Below are 19,856 nucleotides of genomic sequence, written 5' to 3' on the forward strand. Positions count from 1 at the left end.
TCGGCACCCCCGAGTGCTGATCGCCGAGGGCGCCCCTCGGCACCGCCAGTGATGATCACCGGATGCGCTCGGCCATATGCTTACCTAGGCTAAGAAAAACAACTGCTTGACGGTGCGCCGGGAAGTCTGGTCGGCATGTGTTCAGCCCTGCCCACCGACCGGAGGTCTCCCCCGTGACCGCGCCTCGCCCCAGCACCCCCCGCAAGGTCCTCGACCGGCTTTCCCTCCCCGAGCGGACCTACGTCGCGGACGCGCTGCGCACGGAGACCGTCGGCGGGGTGCTGCTGCTCGCCGCCGCCGTCACCGCGCTGCTGTGGGCGAACATCCCCGGGATGCACGACAGCTACGAGAGCGTCGCCCACTTCCACCTGGGCCCCGCCTCCCTCGGCCTGGACCTGTCGGTCGCGCACTGGGCCGCCGACGGGCTGCTGGCGGTCTTCTTCTTCGTCGCCGGGATCGAGCTCAAGCGCGAGCTCGTCGCGGGTGACCTGCGCGACCCCAAGGCCGCCGCGCTCCCGGTCGTCGCCGCGCTGTGCGGGATGGCCGTACCGGCGCTCGTCTACGTCCTCACCAACGTCACCGGCGGCGGTTCGCTGGCCGGCTGGGCCGTGCCCACCGCCACGGACATCGCCTTCGCGCTCGCCGTGCTGGCGGTCATCGGCACGTCCCTGCCGAGCGCGCTGCGGGCCTTCCTGCTCACGCTCGCCGTCGTCGACGACCTCTTCGCGATCCTGATCATCGCGGTGTTCTTCACCGACGGCCTGAACTTCGCCGCGCTCGGCGGCGCCGTCGCGGGCCTGGCCGTCTTCTGGCTGCTGCTGCGCAAGGGCGTACGCGGCTGGTACGTGTACGTGCCGCTGGCGCTCGTCATCTGGGCGCTGATGTACAACAGCGGCGTCCACGCCACCATCGCCGGCGTCGCCATGGGCCTGATGCTGCGCTGCCACCGGCACGAGGGCGAGGCCCACTCCCCCGGCGAGCACATCGAGCACCTCGTACGGCCCCTGTCGGCAGGGCTCGCCGTACCGCTGTTCGCGCTCTTCAGCGCCGGTGTCACCGTCTCCGGCGGCGCGGTCGCCGATGTGTTCACCAAGCCCGAGACCCTCGGCGTCGTCCTCGGCCTGGTCGTCGGCAAGGCGCTCGGCATCTTCGGCGGGACGTGGCTGACGGCCCGTTTCACCCGGGCGTCGCTCAGCGACGACCTCGCCTGGGCGGACGTGTTCGCGGTGGCGAGCCTCGCCGGCATCGGCTTCACCGTGTCCCTGCTCATCGGAGAACTCGCCTTCGAGGGCGACCAGGCGATGACCGACGAGGTCAAGGCCTCTGTGCTGCTGGGCTCGCTCATCGCCGCGACACTCGCGACCGTCCTGCTGAAGATGCGCAACGCCAAGTACCGCCGCCTGTGGGAGAACGAGGAGCGCGACGAGGACGCCGACGGCATCCCGGACATCTACGAGGAGGACGACCCGGCCTACCACCAGCGGCTGGCCGACCTCTACGAGCGCAAGGCCGCCGAACACCGCCGGATCGCCCGGGAGAAGGCAGCCGCGCGCCACGGGCTTGCCGAAGTACCGGGCGGGGCAGGCGATGACCACCACCGTCCGGCATGATCTGACGAGACGGTACAAAAGACGGGACCGTACGCAGTCAGGCCGTACGCAGTGGGACGACTGCGGCGAGTCAGACACAAGACGCGGAAAACGGACCGTACGCAGAAGAGGGAGACCGCGATGAGCGCACCCGACGGCAGCCCGGTCGGCGCCGAACGCAGCATCGGCCAGCTGTTCGCCTCGGCGACGGCGGAAATGTCGGCGCTGGTGCACGACGAGATCGCGCTGGCGAAGGCGCAGCTCAAGCAGGACGTCAAGCGGGGCGCGACCAGCGGCGGCGCCTTCTCGATGGCCGGCGCCGTGCTGCTGTTCTCCCTGCCGATGCTGAACTTCGCGCTGGCCTACGGCATCCACACCTGGTCCGACTGGAACCTGGCGATCTGCTTCCTGCTGTCCTTCGCGGCGAACGTACTGGTCGCGGTCGTGCTCGCGCTGATCGGCGTGGCCTTCGCGAAGAAGGCCAAGAAGAGCAAGGGCCCGCAGAAGGTCGCCGCCTCGATGAAGGAGACCGCGGGCGTCCTCCAGAAGGCCAAGCCGCACCCGCGGCCGGAGCTCCCGCAGGACCGGGTCCCCGAGGCCGTCGAGGCTGTGGCACGCTCGTCGTCATGACCGATCCCGCCACACCTTCGGCGCAACCGGCTTCGGCCGTGCGGCTGGACGGCCCCTGGAGCCACCGCGACGTCGCCGCCAACGGCGCCCGCTTCCACATCGCCGAGCTGGGCGACGGGCCGCTGGTCCTGCTGCTGCACGGCTTCCCGCAGTTCTGGTGGACCTGGCGGCACCAACTGGTGGCGCTCGCCGACGCGGGCTTCCGAGCCGTCGCCATGGACCTGCGGGGCGTCGGGGGCAGCGACCGCACGCCGCGCGGCTACGACCCCGCCAACCTCGCGCTCGACGTCACCGGCGTCATCCGCTCGCTCGGTGAGCCCGACGCCGCGCTGGTCGGCCACGACCTGGGCGGATACCTGGCGTGGACGGCGGCCGCGATGCGCCCCAAGCTCGTGCGGCGGCTGGCGGTCGCGTCCATGCCACATCCGCGGCGCTGGCGGGCGGCCATGCTGCGGGACGTCAAGCAGACCCGCGCCGGTTCACACATCTGGGGGTTCCAGCGGCCCTGGATCCCGGAGCGGCAGCTCACCGCCGACGACGGGGCGCTCGTGGCCGAACTGATCCAGGACTGGTCCGGGCCGCGCCCGCCGGAGGAGGAGGCGCTTCGGACGTACCGCCGCGCCATGTGCATCCCCTCCGCGGCGCACTGCGCGGTCGAGCCGTACCGCTGGATGGTGCGCTCCCTGGCCCGCCCGGACGGCATCCAGTTCAACCGCCGGATGAAGCGGCCCGTGCGCGTGCCGACGCTCCATCTGCACGGCTCGCTCGACCCCGTGATGCGCACGCGCAGCGCGGCCGGCTCCGGCGAGTACGTCGAAGCCCCGTACCGCTGGCGCCTGTTCGACGGCCTCGGCCACTTCCCGCACGAGGAGGACCCGGTCGCGTTCTCCTCGGAGCTCATCAACTGGCTGAAGGATCCCGAACCCGATCGGTGACCGGCTGACCGCGGCCGGTGTCCGCGCGTGAACGCTTGTCCGACGAACGGCCAATTGCCTGGCGCATAGGCCAATTGGGCGCTCCGGGGGCGGTTATCGACCATGGGGCAGGGGCACACGTCGGGGTATGGGCTGGACGCACGACTACAGTGACGCAAGCCGCAATCGCCGCTCGGCGGGCGGTGCGAACCCCCACCAGCGGAGCGGTGCACCGCAGATGGCGACCGCGGACCCCAGGGTGGGGATCCCGCGTATCCTCCGCCGCCGGGCCCGCTGGGTCTCCGTACGTCTGCGCCACACACGCGACTGAGGCGTCACCCGCGCGGGTGACGCCCCGACCACCTCACCTCAGGGCCGCTCCTAGAGCGCGCAGCTGTCGCTGCCCACCTGCTGGTTGGCGGTGCGCCCCTTGGTGATGTCCTCCTGGATCTCGTCCACGGTCAGCGCGTACCCCGTCTTGGCGTCGTCGAGGGACTTGGCGAACACCACGCCGTAGACCCTGCCGTCGGGCGTGAGCAGCGGGCCGCCGGAGTTGCCCTGGCGGACGGTCGCGAAGAGGGAGTAGACGTCGCGGCGGACCGTGCCGCGGTGGTAGATGTCCGGGCCGTTGGCCGTGATGCGTCCCCGCACGCGCGCGGCCCGCACGTCGTACGCCCCGTTCTCCGGGAAGCCCGCGACGATCGCTCCGTCGCCGCTGCCCGCGTCCTTGGTGGTGAACCGCAGCGCGGGTGCCTTGAGGTCCGGCACGTCGAGTACGGCGATGTCGCGCCGCCAGTCGTACAGCACGACCGTGGCGTCGTACTTCCTGCCCTCGCCGCCTATCTGCACGGTCGGCTCGTCGACTCCACCCACCACGTGCGCGTTGGTCATGACGCGGCGGTCGTCGAAGACGAAGCCGGTGCCTTCGAGGACCTTGCCGCAGCTCGGGGCCGTGCCCATGACCTTGACGATGGAGCGCTGGGCGCGGGTCGCCACCGGGCTGTCGGCCAGGGCCGGGTCCGGCGGCTGGACGTCGGTGATCGGCTCGTTCGAGAACGGGCTGAAGACCTGCGGGAAGCCGTTCTGCGCGAGGACCGAGGAGAAGTCCGCGAACCAGGTGGCGGCCTGGTCCGGCAGCGCCTGGGAGACGCCGAGCAGCACCTTGGAGTTGCGGACCTCCTTGCCGAGCGTCGGCAGTGTGGTGCCCGCGAGGGCCGAGCCGATCAGCCAGGCGACCAGGAGCATCGCCACGACGTTGACCAGGGCGCCGCCGGTGGCGTCCAGGGCCCGGGCCGGGGACCAGGTGATGTGCCGGCGCAGCTTGTTGCCGAGGTGGGTGGTGAGGGCCTGGCCGACGGAGGCGCAGACGATGACGACGACGACCGCGACGACGGCCGCGGTCGTGTTCACCTCCGCGTTGTCCGTGATCGCGTCCCAGATGACGGGCAGCGCGTAGACCGCGACGAGACCGCCGCCCAGAAAGCCGATCACCGACAGGATGCCGACGACGAACCCCTGGCGGTACCCCACGACCGCGAACCACACGGCGGCGACCAGCAACAAGATGTCCAGCACGTTCACGGAGGCCACCCTGTCATGCGCGCCAGTCGAGCGGGACCTGCTTCTCACGGTCCCAGGGCCGCTCCCAGCCCGCGTAGTGCAGCAGCCGGTCGATGATTCCGGCCGTGAAACCCCAGACAAGTGCCGATTCGACCAGAAATGCCGGACCTCGGTGGCCGCTGGGGTGGACGGTGGTGGCGCGGTTCGCGGGATCCGTGAGATCCGCCACGGGGACGGTGAAGACCCTGGCGGTCTCGTTCGGATCGACGACCCCGACCGGGCTGGGCTCTCGCCACCAGCCCAGCACCGGGGTGACGACGAAGCCGCTGACCGGGATGTACAGCCGGGGCAGCACTCCGAAGAGCTGGACGCCCGAGGGGTCGAGACCCGTCTCCTCCTCCGCCTCGCGCAGGGCGGCCCGCAGCGGGCCGTCGCCCCGCGGGTCGCCGTCCTCCGGGTCGAGGGCGCCGCCGGGGAAGGAGGGCTGGCCGGCGTGCGAACGCAGGGAGCTCGCACGCTCCATGAGCAGCAGCTCCGGCCCGCGCTCGCCCTCCCCGAACAGGATCAGCACGGCGGACTGGCGCCCGGCGCCGTCCTCCGGCGGCAGGAATCGGCTCAGCTGCCGCGGCCGGACCGTCTCCACGGCGTGCACCACCGGGTCCAGCCAGGCGGGCAGCCCCTCCTTGCTGACTGTCACTCGGCCGCCCTGTGTGTTGCTCGCCCGCGTCATCGCCACCCCCGTCGTCCTGCCGCTTCCAACGCGCGGCGCCCCCGAGATCGTTCCGCGAACGGCCACGGTCCCCCGGGCGGGGGGCTCGTGGGGCTGCTCATCCGGCCCCCAGCGGCGGCGCCGGTTTGCCGCCCGCGTCCAGGTAGGCCTGCGGGGGGTTCAGACGCTGGCCGGGGAAGCCGCCCTTCTCGTACTTGAGCAGCTTCTTCGCCTTCTCCGGGTCGGTCTCGCCCTCGCCGTACGCCGGGCAGAGCGGGGCGATCGGGCAGGCTCCGCAGGCGGGCTTGCGGGCGTGGCAGATACGGCGGCCGTGCCAGATCACGTGGTGCGAGAGGTCCGTCCAGTCGCTCTTCGGGAAGAGCGCGCCGATCGCCGCCTCGATCTTGTCCGGGTCGCTCTCGCCGGTCCACTGCCAGCGGCGCACCAGGCGCTGGAAGTGCGTGTCCACGGTGATGCCGGGCCGGCCGAACGCGTTCCCGAGCACGACGAATGCCGTCTTGCGGCCGACGCCGGGCAGCTTGACCAGGTCCTCCAGCCGGCCGGGGACCTCGCCGCCGAAGTCCTCCACCAGGGCCTTGGACAGCCCTATGACCGACTTCGTCTTGGCCCGGAAGAAGCCGCACGGGCGGAGGATCTCCTCCACCTCCTCCGGGTTGGCGGCGGCCAGGTCCTCGGGGGCGGGGTACCTGGCGAAGAGGGCGGGGGTCGTCTGGTTGACGCGCAGGTCGGTGGTCTGGGCGGACAGGACCGTGGCGACCACGAGCTGGAAGGGGTTGGCGAAGTCCAGCTCGGGGTGGGCGTACGGGTAGACCTCGGCGAGCTCGCGGTTGATGCGGCGGGCGCGGCGGACCAGGGCGGTACGCGACTCGCCACTCGGTGGGTGGACGACCGTCCGGGCCGGGGCGGCGCCCTTGAGGCGGGCCGTGGCCTTCTTGGGCGCGACGGTGACCTTCTTGGCGGCGGGGGCCTTTCTCACAGGCGCCGCCTTCTTCGCAGGCGCCGCCTTCTTCGCAGGCGCGGTTTTCTTCGCAGACGCGGTTTTCTTCGCAGACGCGGTTTTCTTCGCAGACGCGGCCTTCTTCGCAGACGCAGCCTGCATCGCAGATGCCTGCTTACTCGCGGCCCCGGCCTTCCCGGCAAGCGCCTTCCTCGCCGACGTCGGCTTCCCGGAAGGCTCCGCCTCCCCTGTCGCTTTCGCCGTTTTCCTACCGCCATCGGGGCTCTGTTCGCCCACAGCGGAATCGCGACGTACAACCACCCGCGCAGCCCCCTCGGCCTGTGCTCTCACCGGCGATTTGGACACCCGGCCAGCCTAAGGCCCGGCACCGACATCCGCCCCGGACCCCGAAGATCGGCGCCCAATTGGACCCCTGCCGCGTACCCCGGGACACGTGTGCGGCATCCTTGTGACAGATCACACTGTTTGGACCGTCCGGCAAAATGGGCACCACGGTGCCTTGGTACGCGGGGGCAACAGCCCCTGAGCAGGTCGACAAGGAGAGAACTCGTGGACGACGTTCTGCGGCGCAATCCGCTCTTCGCGGCGCTCGACGACGAGCAGGCCGCGGAGCTCCGCGCCTCCATGAGTGAGGTGACCCTCGCGCGCGGCGACTCGCTGTTCCACGAGGGTGACCCCGGCGACCGCCTGTACGTGGTCACGGAGGGCAAGGTCAAGCTCCACCGCACGTCCCCCGACGGCCGCGAGAACATGCTGGCCGTGGTCGGCCCCGGCGAGCTCATCGGCGAGCTGTCGCTGTTCGACCCGGGCCCGCGCACCGCGACCGCCACGGCGCTGACCGAGGTCAAGCTGCTCGGCCTCGGCCACGGCGACCTCCAGCCCTGGCTGAACGCCCGCCCCGAGGTGGCCACGGCGCTCCTGCGCGCCGTCGCGCGCCGGCTGCGCAAGACCAACGACGCGATGTCCGACCTCGTCTTCTCGGACGTCCCGGGCCGTGTCGCCCGGGCGCTGCTGGACCTCTCCCGCCGGTTCGGCGTGCAGTCCGAGGAGGGCATCCACGTCGTCCACGACCTCACGCAGGAGGAGCTGGCCCAGCTGGTCGGCGCGTCCCGCGAGACGGTCAACAAGGCACTGGCGGACTTCGCCCAGCGCGGCTGGCTGCGCCTGGAGGCCCGCGCGGTGATCCTCCTGGACGTGGAACGCCTCGCCAAGCGCTCGCGCTGACGCGCACGCACCCTGGCCGTACGTCGTCGGGCCCTGTCTCCTCGCGGGACGGGGCCCGACGTCGTACCGGGCACGGTCAGATGAGCCCGTGCTCCTCCAGGTAGTCCAACTGCGCGCGCACCGAGAGTTCCGCGGCCGGCCACAGGGAGCGGTCGACGTCGGCGTAGACGTGGGCGACCACTTCCGCGGGGGTGCGGTAGCCGTCCTCGACGGCCGTCTCCACCTGGGCGAGGCGGTGGGCGCGGTGGGCGAGGTAGTACTCGACGGCCCCCTGGGCGTCCTCCAGGACCGGTCCGTGGCCCGGCAGCACCGTGTGGACGCCGTCGTCGACCGTGAGGGACCTGAGGCGCCTCAGGGAGTCCAGGTAGTCGCCGAGACGGCCGTCGGGGTGGGCCACGACCGTCGTCCCGCGGCCCAGGATCGTGTCGCCGGTCAGGACCGCACGGTCGGCCGGGAGATGGAAGGAGAGGGAGTCGGCGGTGTGGCCGGGGGTCGGGACGATCCTCAGTTCGAGGCCGCCGGTGGTGATCACGTCTCCGGCGGCCAGGCCCTCGTCGCCCAGCCGCAGTGCCGGATCGAGCGCACGCACGCGCGTGCCGGTCAGTTCGGCGAACCGGGCGGCGCCCGCCGCGTGGTCGGGATGACCGTGGGTCAGCAGGGTCAGGGCGACGCGCTTGCCGGCCTGCTCGGCCGTGGCGACGACATGGCGCAGGTGACCGTCGTCGAGGGGACCCGGGTCGACCACCACCGCCAGGTCCGAGTCGGGCTCGGAGAGGATCCAGGTGTTCGTGCCGTCCAGGGTCATCGCCGACGGGTTGGGGGCCAGGACGTTGACGGCCCGCGCGGTGGCGGGCCCCGAGAGGACCCCGCCGCGGGGCTGGCCGGGAAGGGCTGCTGCGTCCGTCATGCGCTGGCTCCACCGGTCGGGGCGGTCGGGATGTGCTTGGTGAACTCGTCGTGGCCCGGCCAGGAGAGCACGATCTCGCCGTCCACCAGGCGGGCGGTGGCCAGGACGGGCGTGAGGTCCCGCGCGGGGGCGGCGGCGAGGGCCTGGGCCGCGCTCTCGTACGCCGTCAGCTGACGCAGGGTCGCGATGGTCGGCGGCATCATCAGCAGCTCGCCCTTGTCGTACCCGGCCGCAGCCTCGCCCGGGGCGATCCACACCGTGCGGTCGGCCTCCGTGGAGGCGTTGCGGGTGCGCTGCCCCTCGGGGAGGACGGCCACGAAGAACCAGGTGTCGTAGCGGCGGGCCTCGAACTCCGGGGTGATCCAGCGGGTCCAGGCGCCGAGCAGGTCGGAGCGCAGGACCAGGCCGCGGCGGTCCAGGAACTCCGCGAAGGACAGGTCCCGGGCGACCAGGGCGGCGCGGTCGGCCTCCCAGTCGGCGCCGGTGGTGTCGCCGACGACCGAGTCGGGCGTCTCGCCGGCGAGCAGCACGCCCGCCTCCTCGTACGTCTCCCGTACGGCCGCGCAGACGATGGCCTGGGCCGTCGTCTCGTCGACGCCGAGCCGGTGCGCCCACCACGCGCGCGTGGGGCCCGCCCAGCGGACCTGGTGGTCGTCGTCCCGGGGGTCGACGCCGCCGCCCGGATACGCGTACGCGCCTCCGGCGAAGGCCATGGAGGCGCGTCTGCGCAGCATGTGGACGGCGGGGCCGCTGTGGGTGTCCTTCAGGAGCATGACGGTGGCCGCGCGCTTGGGGGTCACCGGAGTGAGGGTGCCGGCCGCGAGTGCGCGGATGCGGTCCGGCCACTCCGGGGGGTACCACTGACCGTTCGCCATGGGCGCGAGGCTATCCCGTGACGGGCGGATGTTCGAGTGGCCCTCGGGGCGATGCCGCAGCTAGGGGTGTCGAAAGGGTGCTACGCGAGCTCCACCTGGATCTCGACCTCCACCGGCGCGTCCAGCGGCAGCACCGCCACGCCCACCGCGCTGCGCGCGTGCACGCCCTTGTCGCCGAGGACCTCGCCGAGCAGCTCGCTGGCGCCGTTCAGCACCGCGGGCTGGCCGGTGAAGTCCGAGGCCGAGGCCACGAAGCCCACGACCTTCACCACGCGCGCGATGCGGTCCAGGTCACCGGCGACGGACTTGACGGCGGCCAGGGCGTTCAGCGCACACGTGCGTGCCAGCTCCTTGGCCTCCTCCGGGGTGACCTCCGCACCGACCTTGCCGGTGACCGGAAGCTTGCCCTCCACCATCGGGAGCTGCCCGGCGGTGTAGACGTACGGCCCGGACTGCACGGCCGGCTGGTACGCGGCGAGCGGCGGGACGACGTCGGGCAGGGTCAGGCCCAGCTCGGCCAGCTTCGCCTCGACGGCACCCATTACTGCTTCTCCCGCTTCAGGTAGGCCACGAGCTGCTCGGGGTTGTTCGGCCCGGGCACGACCTGGACGAGCTCCCAGCCGTCCTCGCCCCAGGTGTCCAGAATCTGCTTCGTGGCGTGGACGAGCAGCGGCACGGTTGCGTATTCCCACTTGGTCATGCGGCCGACTCTAGCCGCTGCCGGAGAGGGGTCACGCGGCCGACCGTGCCCCGGTCCTCAGCCGTCCGCGGCGACGGTTGTCCACAGCCTCCCGCGTAGCCCTGGCACGGACTGGTTAGGCTCGAATACGTGAGCAGGCTCCAGGTCGTCAGCGGCAAGGGCGGTACCGGCAAGACCACGGTGGCCGCGGCCCTAGCGCTGGCCCTGGCCACGGAGGGGAAGCGGACGCTTCTCGTCGAGGTCGAGGGCCGCCAGGGAATCGCGCAGCTCTTCGAAACGGAGGCGCTGCCCTATGAGGAACGGAAGATCGCAGTCGCGCCCGGTGGCGGCGAGGTGTACGCGCTTGCCATCGACCCCGAACTGGCCCTTCTGGACTACCTCCAGATGTTCTACAAGCTGGGGGGCGCCGGACGGGCCCTGAAGAAGCTCGGCGCGATCGACTTCGCCACCACCATCGCGCCCGGCCTGAGGGACGTACTCCTCACCGGCAAGGCGTGCGAGGCGGTACGGCGCAAGGACAAGAGCGGGCGGTTCGCGTACGACTACGTCGTCATGGACGCCCCGCCCACCGGTCGCATCACGCGCTTCCTCAACGTCAACGACGAGGTCGCCGGCCTCGCCAAGATCGGCCCGATACACAATCAGGCCCAGGCCGTGATGCGGGTGCTGAAGTCGCCGGAGACGGCCGTGCACCTGGTGACACTGCTGGAGGAGATGCCCGTCCAGGAGACGGTGGACGGCATCTCCGAGCTGCGGTCGGCGCGGCTGCCGGTGGGGCGGATCATCGTGAACATGGTGCGGCCGGAGGTGTTGGACGCGGCCGACCTGGAACTCGTCAGGACGGTCCCGCGTTCCACGGTTGCGCGGTCGTTGTCGTCCGCCGGGCTCGGCGGGGCGCGGCGCGGCGGGCGCGCGGAGCGGCTGGTGGATCCGCTGCTCACGCAGGCCGAGGAGTACGCCGAGCGGTACGCGCTGGAGCACGAGCAGCGTGCGGTGCTCACCGAGCTGGGCCTGCCGCTGCACGAACTGCCGCTGTTCGCCGAAGGCGTGGACCTGGCGGGGCTGTACGAGCTGGCCCGCGAGCTGCGCGAGCAGGGCGTGTCATGAGCCGGGCAGGCCGCGGCCCGAGGAACAGCACACAGGCAAGGCCCGTCATGAGTCGGAAGCAGGGGATGTCATGAGTCGTCCGGACCCGGCCCACACCCACGCCCCGGCCCGCCGCCTGTCCCCCGCGCGCGTCCTCGACGTCGATCCGCTGCTGGCGGACCCGAAGACCCGGATCGTGGTCTGCTGCGGCTCGGGCGGGGTCGGCAAGACCACGACCGCGGCGGCCCTGGGCCTGCGCGCGGCCGAGCGGGGCCGCAAGGTCGTCGTCCTCACCATCGACCCGGCCCGCCGGCTCGCCCAGTCCATGGGCATCGACTCCCTCGACAACACCCCGCGCCGGGTGAAGGGCATCGACGACTCCGCAGGCGGCGAGCTGCACGCGATGATGCTCGACATGAAGCGCACCTTCGACGAGATCGTCGAGGCGCACGCGGACCCCGAGCGGGCGGCCGCGATCCTGGGCAATCCCTTCTACCAGTCGCTCTCGGCGGGCTTCGCGGGCACGCAGGAGTACATGGCGATGGAGAAGCTCGGGCAGCTGCGGGCCAGGGACGAGTGGGACCTGATCGTCGTCGACACCCCGCCGTCCCGCTCGGCGCTGGACTTCCTGGACGCGCCCAAGCGGCTCGGGTCGTTCCTGGACGGGCGGCTGATCCGGCTGCTGACGGCGCCGGCGAAGCTGGGCGGGCGCGCCGGGATGAAGTTCCTGAACGTCGGGATGTCGATGATGACCGGCACCCTCGGCAAGCTGCTCGGCGGTCAGCTCCTCAAGGACGTCCAGACGTTCGTGTCCGCGATGGACACGACCTTCGGCGGGTTCCGCACGCGTGCGGACGCGACGTACAAGCTGCTCCAGGCGCCGGGTACGGCGTTCCTCGTGGTCGCGGCTCCGGAGCGGGACGCGCTGCGCGAGGCCGCGTACTTCGTGGAGCGGCTGGCCGCGGAGGACATGCCGCTCGCCGGGCTGGTGCTCAACCGGGTCCACGGCAGCGGTGCCGGCCGGCTGTCGGCCGAGCGGGCGCTCGCCGCCGCGGAAAATCTTGAAGAGCCCCGCATTGTGGATCAGGAGGGCGGGAAAGCAGTACTTCGTAACTCCCCCGACACGTATGACAGTTCAGTCTCTCCCACATCCGAAACACCAGCTCCGGCTGCTGCTCCGGCTTCTGACGGTGGCTCCCCCGCCGAGGACGCCGAGAACACCGAGAACACCGAGCGGTCCGTCGACCAGCTCACGGCAGGTCTGCTGAGGCTGCACGCCGAACGTATGCAGTTGCTCTCCCGTGAGCAGCGCACGCGTGACCGCTTCACCGCGCTCCACCCCGAGGTGGCCGTGACGGAAGTGGGCGCGCTGCCCGGCGATGTGCACGACCTCGCGGGACTGCGCGACATCGGCGACCGGCTCGCGGCGAACGAGCGCGAGCTTCCCGACCCCGCCGACGACTCCGAGCCGCCCCACACGGGCACCCGGCCTGAGGCGAGTGCCTGAGCGAACGCCTGAAGCGTGCCTCAGGGCAACCCGGCGATGGCGAAGGGCCCGTCAAGGGCCCTCGAACCTTCGGAACCCCCGGAAGGAACCCCCCGGAGGGAACCCCTCAGCTCACCGCCGCGTAGTTCTCGTAGACCTCGTCGTCGTCGAGGGGCACGATGCCGGTGCCGCGCTCGTACTCCGTACGCGCCGTCTCCAGCAGCCGGCGCCAGGAGGTCACCGTGGGCCGCCTGCGCAGCAGTGCGCGGCGCTCCCGCTCCGTCATGCCTCCCCACACGCCGAACTCGACGCGGTTGTCCAGCGCGTCGGCCAGGCACTCCGTACGCACCGGGCATCCGGTGCACACCGCCTTGGCCCTGTTCTGCGCTGCTCCCTGAACGAACAGTTCATCCGGATCGGTAGTGCGGCAGGCCGCCTGCGCACTCCAGTCGACTACCCAGCCCATACCGGCGCCGTCCTCTCCCGAATCGAGGCTCCCCCACGGCGGCAGCGGCATATTCACCGCCGCCAGTTGAGGACGTTACGGAAGGTGGGCACAGTGCAACACCCCCAGCGGGCCCAATCTTGAATGGTCCGAACGGACTATGGGTAAGCGGCAGATCACCCGGGGGAGTGAGCTGGCGACATACGTAACCTTCCCGGCAAACCGGGACAGTTCAGTTGCGTCACAACGGACGCCGTATGACACACAAGGCGGATTCGGACACGACCCCACCAAAAAAGTTGGGGAACACCCGGAACGATTCGGGGTCGCCGGACGTATTGATACGTGGCCTCACTGCTGTGACAGTTGAGAGCAGCTTAGGCCAAGGCCTATACGCCTGTCCGGCGAATGAGAACGTAGGCTGCCCTCATGCCAAAGAAGCGCTCGGGCGGTGGTCTGTCACCCACACAGCAGGCCGCCAAGCTCCTCGGTGTCAGTGTTCTCGCGGGAGCCGTGCTGGCCGGTATCGCGCTGCCCGCGGTGGGCGCGCTGGGGCTGGCGGCGAAGGGATCGGTCGAGAGCTTCGACGAACTCCCGGCCAACATGAAGACCCCGCCCCTGAGTCAGCGCACCACGATCCTCGACGCCGACGGCGGCCAGATCGCCACGGTCTACTCGCGCGACCGCACGGTGGTCCCCCTCAAGGACGTCTCGCCGTACATGCAGAAGGCGATCGTCGCGATCGAGGACTCGCGCTTCTACCAGCACGGCGCGGTCGACCTGAAGGGCGTCCTGCGCGCCCTCAACAAGAACGCGCGCAGCGGTGAGGTCGCCCAGGGAGCGTCGACCCTGACGCAGCAGTACGTGAAGAACGTCTTCGTCGAGGAGGCCGGCGACGACCCGACGAAGGTCGCGCAGGCCACCCAGCAGACCATCGGCCGCAAGATCCGCGAACTGAAGTACGCGATCCAGGTCGAGGAGGAGCTCGGGAAGAAGAAGATCCTCGAGAACTACCTGAACATCACGTTCTTCGGCCAGCAGGCCTACGGCGTCGAGGCCGCGGCCCAGCGCTACTTCTCCAAGTCCGCCAAGGACCTGAACCTCCAGGAGGCGGCCCTCCTCGCCGGCATCGTCCAGTCGCCCAGCCGGTACGACCCGGTCAACGACGAGGCGGAGGCCACCAAACGCCGCAACACCGTGCTCCGGCGCATGGCCGAGGTCGGCGACATCTCCCGGGCGCAGGCCGCCGAGGCGATGAAGGCGCCGCTGGGCCTGAAGGTCAGCAAGCCCAAGAACGGCTGCATCACGGCGACCAAGGGCGCGGGCTTCTTCTGCGACTACGTGCGCGAGGTCTTCCTGAACGACCCGGTCTTCGGCAAGACCAAGGAGGAGCGGGCGAAGGTCTGGAACCAGGGCGGCCTCACCATCCGCACCACCATGGACCCGCAGGCCCAGAACGCGGCACAGCGGTCCATCAAGGACCACGTCTACAAGAGCGACGAGGTGGCCACCGCCGCCACCATCGTCCAGCCGGGCACCGGCAAGGTCCTCGCCATGGGCCAGTCGCGCCCGTACGGCTTCGGCAAGAACGAGACGCAGATCAACCTCTCCGTCGACCAGTCGATGGGCGGCGGCATGGGCTACCAGCCCGGTTCGACGTTCAAGCCGATCGTGGCCGCCGCGGCCCTCGAGGACGGCATGCCGGCGAACAAGGTGTACCCCTCGCCGTACGAGATGCGGTACCCGAGCCCGGTCGCGGCCTGCGACGGCAGGACCTGGAAGAACGATCCGGCCGCCCCCGCCGAGGTGGCAAACGAGAACAGGTCCGAGGTCGGTCCGTACGACATGAAGGAGGCGACCGCCAAGTCGGTCAACACCTACTACGTGCAGATGATCAGTGACATCGGCATCTGCCCGGTGACGACGATGGCGAAGAAGATGGGCGTCGAGCGGGCCGACGGCGACAAGATGCCCCAGGTGCCCTCCATCGCCCTCGGCACCCAGGAGATGTCGCCGCTGACCATGGCGAACGCGTACGCCACGTTCGCCTCGCGCGGCATGTACTGCACGCCGGTCGCCATCGAGTCGATCAGCCAGCGCGTCGGCGACAGCACGAAGTCGCTCGAGGTCCCGAAGTCGACCTGCTCGCGCGCGATGTCGGAGAAGACCGCCGACACCATCAACGCGCTGCTGCGGGGCGTCGTCGAGGACGGTACGGGTAAGAAGGCCGGCCTCGGCAGCCGCCCCAGCGCCGGTAAGACCGGTACGACGGACGAGCGCTACGCGGCCTGGTTCGTGGGCTACACGCCCAACATGGCCGGTGCCGTGTGGGTCGGCGACCCCGCACACAAGCGGAAGATGGTCGGCATCACCATCGGCGGCGTCCCGTACGGCAAGGTGTTCGGTGGCGAGGTCCCCGGACCGATCTGGGGCGACATGATGTCCGGCGCGCTGGAGGGCAAGCCCGTCGAGAACTTCAACACCGTCCACATCCCCGACGGCATCGACCGGGACCGCGGCGACGGGAACGGCGACGACGAGGGCCGCGACAACGGGGACAACGGCGGCAACGGAGACGGCGGCTTCATCGGCGGCCTGGTCGGCGGCAACAACGGCGGCGGCGGGGACGGCGGCGCCTTCCCGACACCGTCGTTCAGCATTCCGGAGGGATTCTTCCGAGGCCAGGGCAACGGGGGCAACGGGGGCAACGGGAACGGGGGACGCGGCTGACGCCGCGTCCTGAACGCGGACGGCCCCTTCCCGCCGTACGAAGATCTTCGTACGGCGGGAAGGGGCCGCGTGTTCCTGTCAGCGCGTTGACCTGCGGCCTCAGCCGCAGTGCTGCCAGCCGATCGAGTCGTACGCGACGGTCCGGCCGTTGTACACGATCGACCCCTCCCACCTCACGCACTTGCCGGCGGCGGCGACCGTGACCGGGCCCGCGTACTGCGCGAAGCTCCCGGAGTCGGTGTCGCTCCGCTCCGGAGACGTACTGGCCATGAGCTTGATGCTCATCGACGTGGTCACGCCGTAGAGCGGTCCTCCGGACTTGGTGAAGATCGCGCAGTTGTTCGTGCCGTCCCAGTAGAGCCGGACCTGGCCGACGTACTGCCCGGTGTACGGGCTGTAGTCCCCCGTGACGTTGTACGTGTCGATGAGGCTTCCCGAGCAGCTGCCCGCCGCGTCCGCCGTCCCCGCGAAGCTCAACGTCGCGGCGACCACGGCCGCTGCGGTCACGGACGCCTTGAGAACACGTCTCGACCCAGTCATCCCACCCTCAATTCGAACGAAAGTTCAGAGTCGGCTGACGCTAACACCCGCCCCGGGCCGGTGCCTCAGAAATCACACATTCGCGTCCGCGTGACCGCAGCCCCAGCTCCCTGGCTTCGCCAAGAGGCTCCCTGGGTCCCTAGGGCGTGTCCGCGAGGATCTTCTTCACAGCCGCGGCGACGCGGCCGCCCTCGGCCTGGCCCGCGACCTTCGGGTTCACGATCTTCATGACCGCGCCCATGGCCCGCGGCCCCTCCGCCCCGGCCGCCTTCGCCTCCTCGACGGCCTGGGCGACGATCTGGTTCAGCTCGTCGTCGCTCAGCTGCTTCGGCAGGTACGCGGCGAGCACCTCGCCCTCCGCCCTCTCCCGCTCCGCGCTCTCGGCGCGACCACCCTGCGCGAAGGCCTCGGCCGCCTCACGGCGCTTCTTCGCCTCCCGGGTGATCACCTTCTGTACCTCGTCGTCGGAGAGCTCGCGCTTCTCCTTGCCCGCGACCTCCTCCTTGGTGATCGCGGCGAGCGTCAGCCGGAGCGTCGAGGAGCGGAGCTCGTCGCGCTCCTTGATCGCGGCGTTGAGGTCGTCCTGCAGCTTCGACTTGAGCGTGGTCATGGGGTTGATTGTCGCAGGTGCGGGCGGACAGGCGCCCGTTGATTTGTGGGTGATGGTCCAAGGGATGGTCTAAGGACCGTGGGCGTCAGGGGATTTCGGGCACCGCCGGGCGGAGGTGACCCGTCCGGTCTGACACGATGGTCGTATGCGCGCGCGATACGGAGTCCCCCTGGGAATCGCGGCGGCTGGTGCCGCCGGTCTGTTGTACGCCGCGGGCTTCGAGGCCCGCTCCTTCCGCCTGCGCCGGGTCACGGTCCCGGTCCTGCCCTCGGGCATGCGCCCCCTGCGCGTGCTGCAGGTCTCCGACATCCACATGGTCAGCGGTCAGCGCAAGAAGCAGCGCTGGCTGCGGTCCCTGGCGGGCCTGCGCCCCGACTTCGTGATCAACACGGGTGACAACCTCTCCGACCCGGAGGGCATCCCGGAGGTCCTGGACGCGCTCGGCCCCCTGATGGAGTTCCCGGGCGCGTACGTCTTCGGCTCCAACGACTACTACGGCCCCGTTCCCCGCAACCCCGCCCGCTACCTGCGCGAGAAGGCCCAGGGCCGCCACGGCCTGAACGGCAACCCGCCGGCCGTCGGCGTGGTGCACATCCCGTGGGAGGACATGCGGGACGCCTTCGACGCGGCGGGCTGGCTGAACCTCACGAACACGCGCGGCACGCTCAAGATCGAGGGCGTCTCGCTGGAGCTGACGGGCCTGGACGACCCGCACATCAAGCGGGACCGCTACGAGCAGGTGGCCGGCGGTCCGTCGGATTCGGCCGACTTCTCCATGGGCGTGGTCCACGCGCCGTACCTGCGCACGCTGGACGCCTTCGCAGCCGACGGCTACCCCTTGATCCTGGCCGGCCACACCCACGGCGGCCAGCTGTGCATCCCCTTCTACGGCGCCCTGGTCACCAACTGCGACCTGGACACGGACCGTGTGAAGGGCCTGTCCACGCACACCGCGGAGGGCCGTACGTCGTATCTGCACGTCTCGGCGGGCTGCGGCACGAACCGCTACACACCGGTACGGTTCGCGTGCCCGCCGGAGGCGACGTTGCTGACGTTGGTGGGGCGGGAGTAGCGGGGAACCTCTCCCACCCGCAGGGGCCGGTCGCGGTCGGCCGGGTCTGGTCGGGGTCGGCCGGGGCACACGGCCAGGGACCCGCAGCCAGGGCCCCCGGCCAGGGACCCCCGGGCCAGGGACCCCCGGCCAGGGCCCCATTAACCCACACAGCCCGCCCACATCGCCCCCTATGTCCGCTTCTGTCAGCGTGGGGGCATGACCGCCCCGATACCCCGGGACATACCGGATCTCCCCGCGATTCCGGGCAAGCCCGCGCTGAAGCCCTCCCCCGTCCCCGCCACGGCCGTCGTCACCCCGGTCCGCCGCCCGGCGGCCGCGGCCTTCCGCCTGCTGGTCGCCCTCGCGGCGACCGCGGGCGTGACGCTCGACGTACTCCTGGGCGACCCGTCCCGGACCCTCGGCTACTTCGCGATCCAGAGCAACATCCTCCTCGCGCTGGTCATGGCCCTCTCGGCCCGCCGCGCATGGACGGCCAGCCGCCCGCTCCCAGGAGCCGTACTGGGCGCGACGCTGCTCTACGTCGTCATCGCGGCCCTGGTGCAGCACCTGCTCCTGGCGAACGAGGCGAGCCCCTTCTCCCTCGCGGGCGAAGCAGCCGCCCCGACGGGCTGGCAGGCCCTCGCCCACCACACGCTCCACACGGTGACCCCGATCGCGGCCGTACTGGACTGGCTCCTGCTCACGTCCCCCGGCCGCCTGCACCTGCGCCAGGCCAGCACGTGGCTGCTCTACCCCCTGGCCTACCTGGCCTTCTCCCTCATCCGAGGCGAGCTGCTCCTCCCGGGCACCACCGACCGCTACCTCTACCCCTTCCTGGACGTCGACCAGGACGGCTACAAGAAGGTCCTCGGCAACGCCCTCCTCCTCGGCCTCTCCTTCTACGCCCTCGCGATCCTCCTCGTGGCCCTCGACCACGCCCGCCCGAACCCCCTCCGGCACCCCTGGAAAACCGGATTTCGTCTCTAGCCACCAGTGGGCTAAAGTAAACGTCGTCGCCGCGACAGCAGCGACATCGGGGTGTAGCGCAGCTTGGCAGCGCGCTTCGTTCGGGACGAAGAGGTCGTGGGTTCAAATCCCGCCACCCCGACAGTGAAGTACCAGGTCAGGGGCCTGATCCAGTGAGTGGATCAGGCCCCTGACGGGTTTCTGGAGATCGGCTTTGGTCAGTGCCACGGCTGAGGGCATCGGGCCTGCCCGTTCGCGAATCCAGCTCCGTGGCTGACCAAGAACACGATGTCCAGCCGCCTCAACGGCCGTTGGATCACGGCACATGGCGGGCCATTACTCAGCGCGTCCCGCGACCACGCCCGTGTCCTCGCCCAGCGGGTGCGTGCGTTGCGGGAGGTCCGTGGGTGGACGCGGGAGCGGCTCGCTAAGGAAGCGGGCATCGCCGTCGGGACGCCGGCCCGTCTGGAGAGCGAGGGAGCAGTCCAGCCAGGTTTCTTCACCGTCGGCGCAGTCGCTGAGGCTCTGGAGGTCTCCCGCATGTTCCTTCGCCAGTACGGGACACACGCCGTGGAGGAGAAGCTCCGCGAGCGCTGGTTCGACCGGATGATCTCCCCGGAGAAGGCCGTGCACTGCTTCATCGGAAACGTCGCGGCCCGCCCCAAGACGTTTCTGCTGTTGGGCCTCTTCTACTCACGACGGGATGTCGTCCAGAGCTTCCAAGAAAGTCTGTTCGACCTGTAAGGGTGAGTACGCAGGGCAGGTCGAGGCTGCTGGCCGCGTCGGGAACCCCGCCGCCGTTCCTAGTGCTTCGTCCGGTTCTTGAGCACCGCTGCCCGGGACAGCCCTTGG

21 protein-coding genes and 1 tRNA gene are annotated in these 19,856 nt (G+C 70.6%); 12 read left to right on the forward strand and 10 right to left on the reverse strand.

Translation table 11 applies throughout. The features are described from left to right. The first annotated feature begins 173 nt into the window (after positions 1 to 173). From nhaA to SCNRRL3882_RS41770, 4 genes are all read left to right on the forward strand, one after another. Entirely contained in the window at positions 174 to 1,610 is a 1,437-nt protein-coding gene (gene nhaA / locus SCNRRL3882_RS18325; protein WP_010031933.1) for a Na+/H+ antiporter NhaA, read from the forward strand. A gap of 120 nt (positions 1,611 to 1,730) precedes the next feature. Beyond that, positions 1,731 to 2,219, forward strand: a complete 489-nt coding sequence (locus SCNRRL3882_RS18330; protein ID WP_010031935.1) for a phage holin family protein — start codon at positions 1,731 to 1,733, stop codon at positions 2,217 to 2,219. Beyond that, on the forward strand, positions 2,216 to 3,154 hold the full coding sequence (locus SCNRRL3882_RS18335) for an alpha/beta fold hydrolase (RefSeq protein ID WP_029180611.1): 939 nt from the start codon (positions 2,216 to 2,218) through the stop codon (positions 3,152 to 3,154). The genes SCNRRL3882_RS18330 and SCNRRL3882_RS18335 overlap by 4 nt, the downstream gene beginning before the upstream one ends. A gap of 127 nt (positions 3,155 to 3,281) precedes the next feature. After that, a complete protein-coding gene (locus SCNRRL3882_RS41770; RefSeq protein WP_078602692.1) occupies positions 3,282 to 3,464 on the forward strand; it encodes a hypothetical protein in 183 nt (60 codons plus the stop codon). A 50-nt stretch (positions 3,465 to 3,514) separates the two neighbouring features. Here the strand turns inward: SCNRRL3882_RS41770 and SCNRRL3882_RS18345 are convergent, their stop codons facing one another. The 3 genes from SCNRRL3882_RS18345 to nth form a co-directional block, all read right to left on the reverse strand. Further along, a complete protein-coding gene (locus SCNRRL3882_RS18345; protein ID WP_010031941.1) occupies positions 3,515 to 4,714 on the reverse strand; it encodes a MarP family serine protease in 1,200 nt (399 codons plus the stop codon). 13 nt (positions 4,715 to 4,727) lie between these two features. Beyond that, positions 4,728 to 5,423: an NUDIX hydrolase gene (locus SCNRRL3882_RS18350; protein WP_010031942.1), complete on the reverse strand. Its 696-nt coding sequence runs from the start codon at positions 5,421 to 5,423 to the stop codon at positions 4,728 to 4,730. 97 nt (positions 5,424 to 5,520) lie between these two features. Continuing rightward, positions 5,521 to 6,522, reverse strand: a complete 1,002-nt coding sequence (gene nth / locus SCNRRL3882_RS18355) for an endonuclease III (protein ID WP_102514829.1) — start codon at positions 6,520 to 6,522, stop codon at positions 5,521 to 5,523. A 408-nt stretch (positions 6,523 to 6,930) separates the two neighbouring features. On the opposite strand from nth, the gene SCNRRL3882_RS18360 reads away from it, so the two are divergent. Beyond that, positions 6,931 to 7,605, forward strand: coding sequence for a Crp/Fnr family transcriptional regulator (locus SCNRRL3882_RS18360; protein WP_010031945.1), 675 nt, complete (start codon positions 6,931 to 6,933; stop codon positions 7,603 to 7,605). 76 nt (positions 7,606 to 7,681) lie between these two features. Here the strand turns inward: SCNRRL3882_RS18360 and SCNRRL3882_RS18365 are convergent, their stop codons facing one another. From SCNRRL3882_RS18365 to SCNRRL3882_RS18380, 4 genes are all read right to left on the reverse strand, one after another. Beyond that, entirely contained in the window at positions 7,682 to 8,512 is an 831-nt protein-coding gene (locus SCNRRL3882_RS18365; RefSeq protein WP_010031947.1) for an MBL fold metallo-hydrolase, read from the reverse strand. Further along, a complete protein-coding gene (locus SCNRRL3882_RS18370) occupies positions 8,509 to 9,387 on the reverse strand; it encodes an NUDIX hydrolase (RefSeq protein WP_010031949.1) in 879 nt (292 codons plus the stop codon). The genes SCNRRL3882_RS18365 and SCNRRL3882_RS18370 overlap by 4 nt, the downstream gene beginning before the upstream one ends. An 80-nt stretch (positions 9,388 to 9,467) precedes the next feature. Beyond that, positions 9,468 to 9,929 (reverse strand): RidA family protein, encoded by a 462-nt coding sequence (locus SCNRRL3882_RS18375; RefSeq protein WP_010031952.1) that lies wholly within the window; start codon positions 9,927 to 9,929, stop codon positions 9,468 to 9,470. Further along, entirely contained in the window at positions 9,929 to 10,087 is a 159-nt protein-coding gene (locus tag SCNRRL3882_RS18380; protein ID WP_003991873.1) for a DUF4177 domain-containing protein, read from the reverse strand. The genes SCNRRL3882_RS18375 and SCNRRL3882_RS18380 overlap by 1 nt, the downstream gene beginning before the upstream one ends. Before the next feature lie 129 nt (positions 10,088 to 10,216). Here SCNRRL3882_RS18380 and SCNRRL3882_RS18385 point away from each other — a divergent pair, with 129 nt between their 5' ends. Further along, a complete protein-coding gene (locus SCNRRL3882_RS18385) occupies positions 10,217 to 11,194 on the forward strand; it encodes an ArsA family ATPase (RefSeq protein ID WP_010031961.1) in 978 nt (325 codons plus the stop codon). A gap of 70 nt (positions 11,195 to 11,264) precedes the next feature. Then, positions 11,265 to 12,680, forward strand: a complete 1,416-nt coding sequence (locus SCNRRL3882_RS18390; RefSeq protein WP_010031963.1) for an ArsA family ATPase — start codon at positions 11,265 to 11,267, stop codon at positions 12,678 to 12,680. Between the two features lie 106 nt (positions 12,681 to 12,786). Here SCNRRL3882_RS18390 and wblA read toward each other — a convergent pair whose 3' ends face one another. Beyond that, positions 12,787 to 13,125, reverse strand: a complete 339-nt coding sequence (wblA, locus tag SCNRRL3882_RS18395) for a transcriptional regulator WblA (RefSeq protein ID WP_010031964.1) — start codon at positions 13,123 to 13,125, stop codon at positions 12,787 to 12,789. A gap of 408 nt (positions 13,126 to 13,533) precedes the next feature. Between wblA and SCNRRL3882_RS18405 the strand changes: the two genes are divergently transcribed. Further along, entirely contained in the window at positions 13,534 to 15,834 is a 2,301-nt protein-coding gene (locus SCNRRL3882_RS18405; RefSeq protein ID WP_010031966.1) for a transglycosylase domain-containing protein, read from the forward strand. A gap of 99 nt (positions 15,835 to 15,933) precedes the next feature. Here SCNRRL3882_RS18405 and SCNRRL3882_RS18410 read toward each other — a convergent pair whose 3' ends face one another. Together SCNRRL3882_RS18410 and SCNRRL3882_RS18415 are read right to left on the reverse strand one after the other, a co-directional pair. Beyond that, positions 15,934 to 16,341, reverse strand: coding sequence for a hypothetical protein (locus tag SCNRRL3882_RS18410; protein WP_010031968.1), 408 nt, complete (start codon positions 16,339 to 16,341; stop codon positions 15,934 to 15,936). Positions 16,342 to 16,513: 172 nt separating this feature from the next. Further along, positions 16,514 to 16,984 (reverse strand): GatB/YqeY domain-containing protein, encoded by a 471-nt coding sequence (locus SCNRRL3882_RS18415; protein WP_010031969.1) that lies wholly within the window; start codon positions 16,982 to 16,984, stop codon positions 16,514 to 16,516. Positions 16,985 to 17,129: 145 nt separating this feature from the next. Here SCNRRL3882_RS18415 and SCNRRL3882_RS18420 point away from each other — a divergent pair, with 145 nt between their 5' ends. The 4 genes from SCNRRL3882_RS18420 (at position 17,130) to SCNRRL3882_RS41775 (ending at position 19,748) form a co-directional block, all read left to right on the forward strand. Beyond that, a complete protein-coding gene (locus SCNRRL3882_RS18420; RefSeq protein WP_029180612.1) occupies positions 17,130 to 18,056 on the forward strand; it encodes a metallophosphoesterase in 927 nt (308 codons plus the stop codon). Positions 18,057 to 18,254: 198 nt separating this feature from the next. Beyond that, positions 18,255 to 19,025, forward strand: a complete 771-nt coding sequence (locus SCNRRL3882_RS18425; protein WP_010031973.1) for a Pr6Pr family membrane protein — start codon at positions 18,255 to 18,257, stop codon at positions 19,023 to 19,025. 47 nt (positions 19,026 to 19,072) lie between these two features. Continuing rightward, positions 19,073 to 19,146 (forward strand) — tRNA-Pro (locus SCNRRL3882_RS18430). 146 nt (positions 19,147 to 19,292) lie between these two features. After that, on the forward strand, positions 19,293 to 19,748 hold the full coding sequence (locus SCNRRL3882_RS41775) for a helix-turn-helix domain-containing protein (protein WP_010031975.1): 456 nt from the start codon (positions 19,293 to 19,295) through the stop codon (positions 19,746 to 19,748). The last annotated feature ends 108 nt before the right edge of the window (positions 19,749 to 19,856 follow it).

It is taken from the genome of Streptomyces chartreusis NRRL 3882 (genome assembly GCF_900236475.1).
Lineage (GTDB): Bacteria > Actinomycetota > Actinomycetes > Streptomycetales > Streptomycetaceae > Streptomyces > Streptomyces chartreusis_D.

Coding starts and splice junctions, on each gene's coding strand:
- SCNRRL3882_RS18330 (WP_010031935.1), top strand. CDS start 1,731: ATGAGCGCACCCGACGGCAGCCCGGTCGGCGCCGAACGCAGCATCGGC.
- SCNRRL3882_RS18335 (WP_029180611.1), top strand. CDS start 2,216: ATGACCGATCCCGCCACACCTTCGGCGCAACCGGCTTCGGCCGTGCGG.
- SCNRRL3882_RS41770 (WP_078602692.1), top strand. CDS start 3,282: ATGGGCTGGACGCACGACTACAGTGACGCAAGCCGCAATCGCCGCTCG.
- SCNRRL3882_RS18350 (WP_010031942.1), bottom strand. CDS start 5,423: ATGACGCGGGCGAGCAACACACAGGGCGGCCGAGTGACAGTCAGCAAG.
- nth (WP_102514829.1), bottom strand. CDS start 6,522: ATGCAGGCTGCGTCTGCGAAGAAGGCCGCGTCTGCGAAGAAAACCGCG.
- SCNRRL3882_RS18365 (WP_010031947.1), bottom strand. CDS start 8,512: ATGACGGACGCAGCAGCCCTTCCCGGCCAGCCCCGCGGCGGGGTCCTC.
- SCNRRL3882_RS18370 (WP_010031949.1), bottom strand. CDS start 9,387: ATGGCGAACGGTCAGTGGTACCCCCCGGAGTGGCCGGACCGCATCCGC.
- SCNRRL3882_RS18375 (WP_010031952.1), bottom strand. CDS start 9,929: ATGGGTGCCGTCGAGGCGAAGCTGGCCGAGCTGGGCCTGACCCTGCCC.
- SCNRRL3882_RS18380 (WP_003991873.1), bottom strand. CDS start 10,087: ATGACCAAGTGGGAATACGCAACCGTGCCGCTGCTCGTCCACGCCACG.
- SCNRRL3882_RS18390 (WP_010031963.1), top strand. CDS start 11,265: ATGAGTCGTCCGGACCCGGCCCACACCCACGCCCCGGCCCGCCGCCTG.
- wblA (WP_010031964.1), bottom strand. CDS start 13,125: ATGGGCTGGGTAGTCGACTGGAGTGCGCAGGCGGCCTGCCGCACTACC.
- SCNRRL3882_RS18405 (WP_010031966.1), top strand. CDS start 13,534: ATGCCAAAGAAGCGCTCGGGCGGTGGTCTGTCACCCACACAGCAGGCC.
- SCNRRL3882_RS18415 (WP_010031969.1), bottom strand. CDS start 16,984: ATGACCACGCTCAAGTCGAAGCTGCAGGACGACCTCAACGCCGCGATC.
- SCNRRL3882_RS18420 (WP_029180612.1), top strand. CDS start 17,130: ATGCGCGCGCGATACGGAGTCCCCCTGGGAATCGCGGCGGCTGGTGCC.
- SCNRRL3882_RS18425 (WP_010031973.1), top strand. CDS start 18,255: ATGACCGCCCCGATACCCCGGGACATACCGGATCTCCCCGCGATTCCG.
- SCNRRL3882_RS41775 (WP_010031975.1), top strand. CDS start 19,293: ATGTCCAGCCGCCTCAACGGCCGTTGGATCACGGCACATGGCGGGCCA.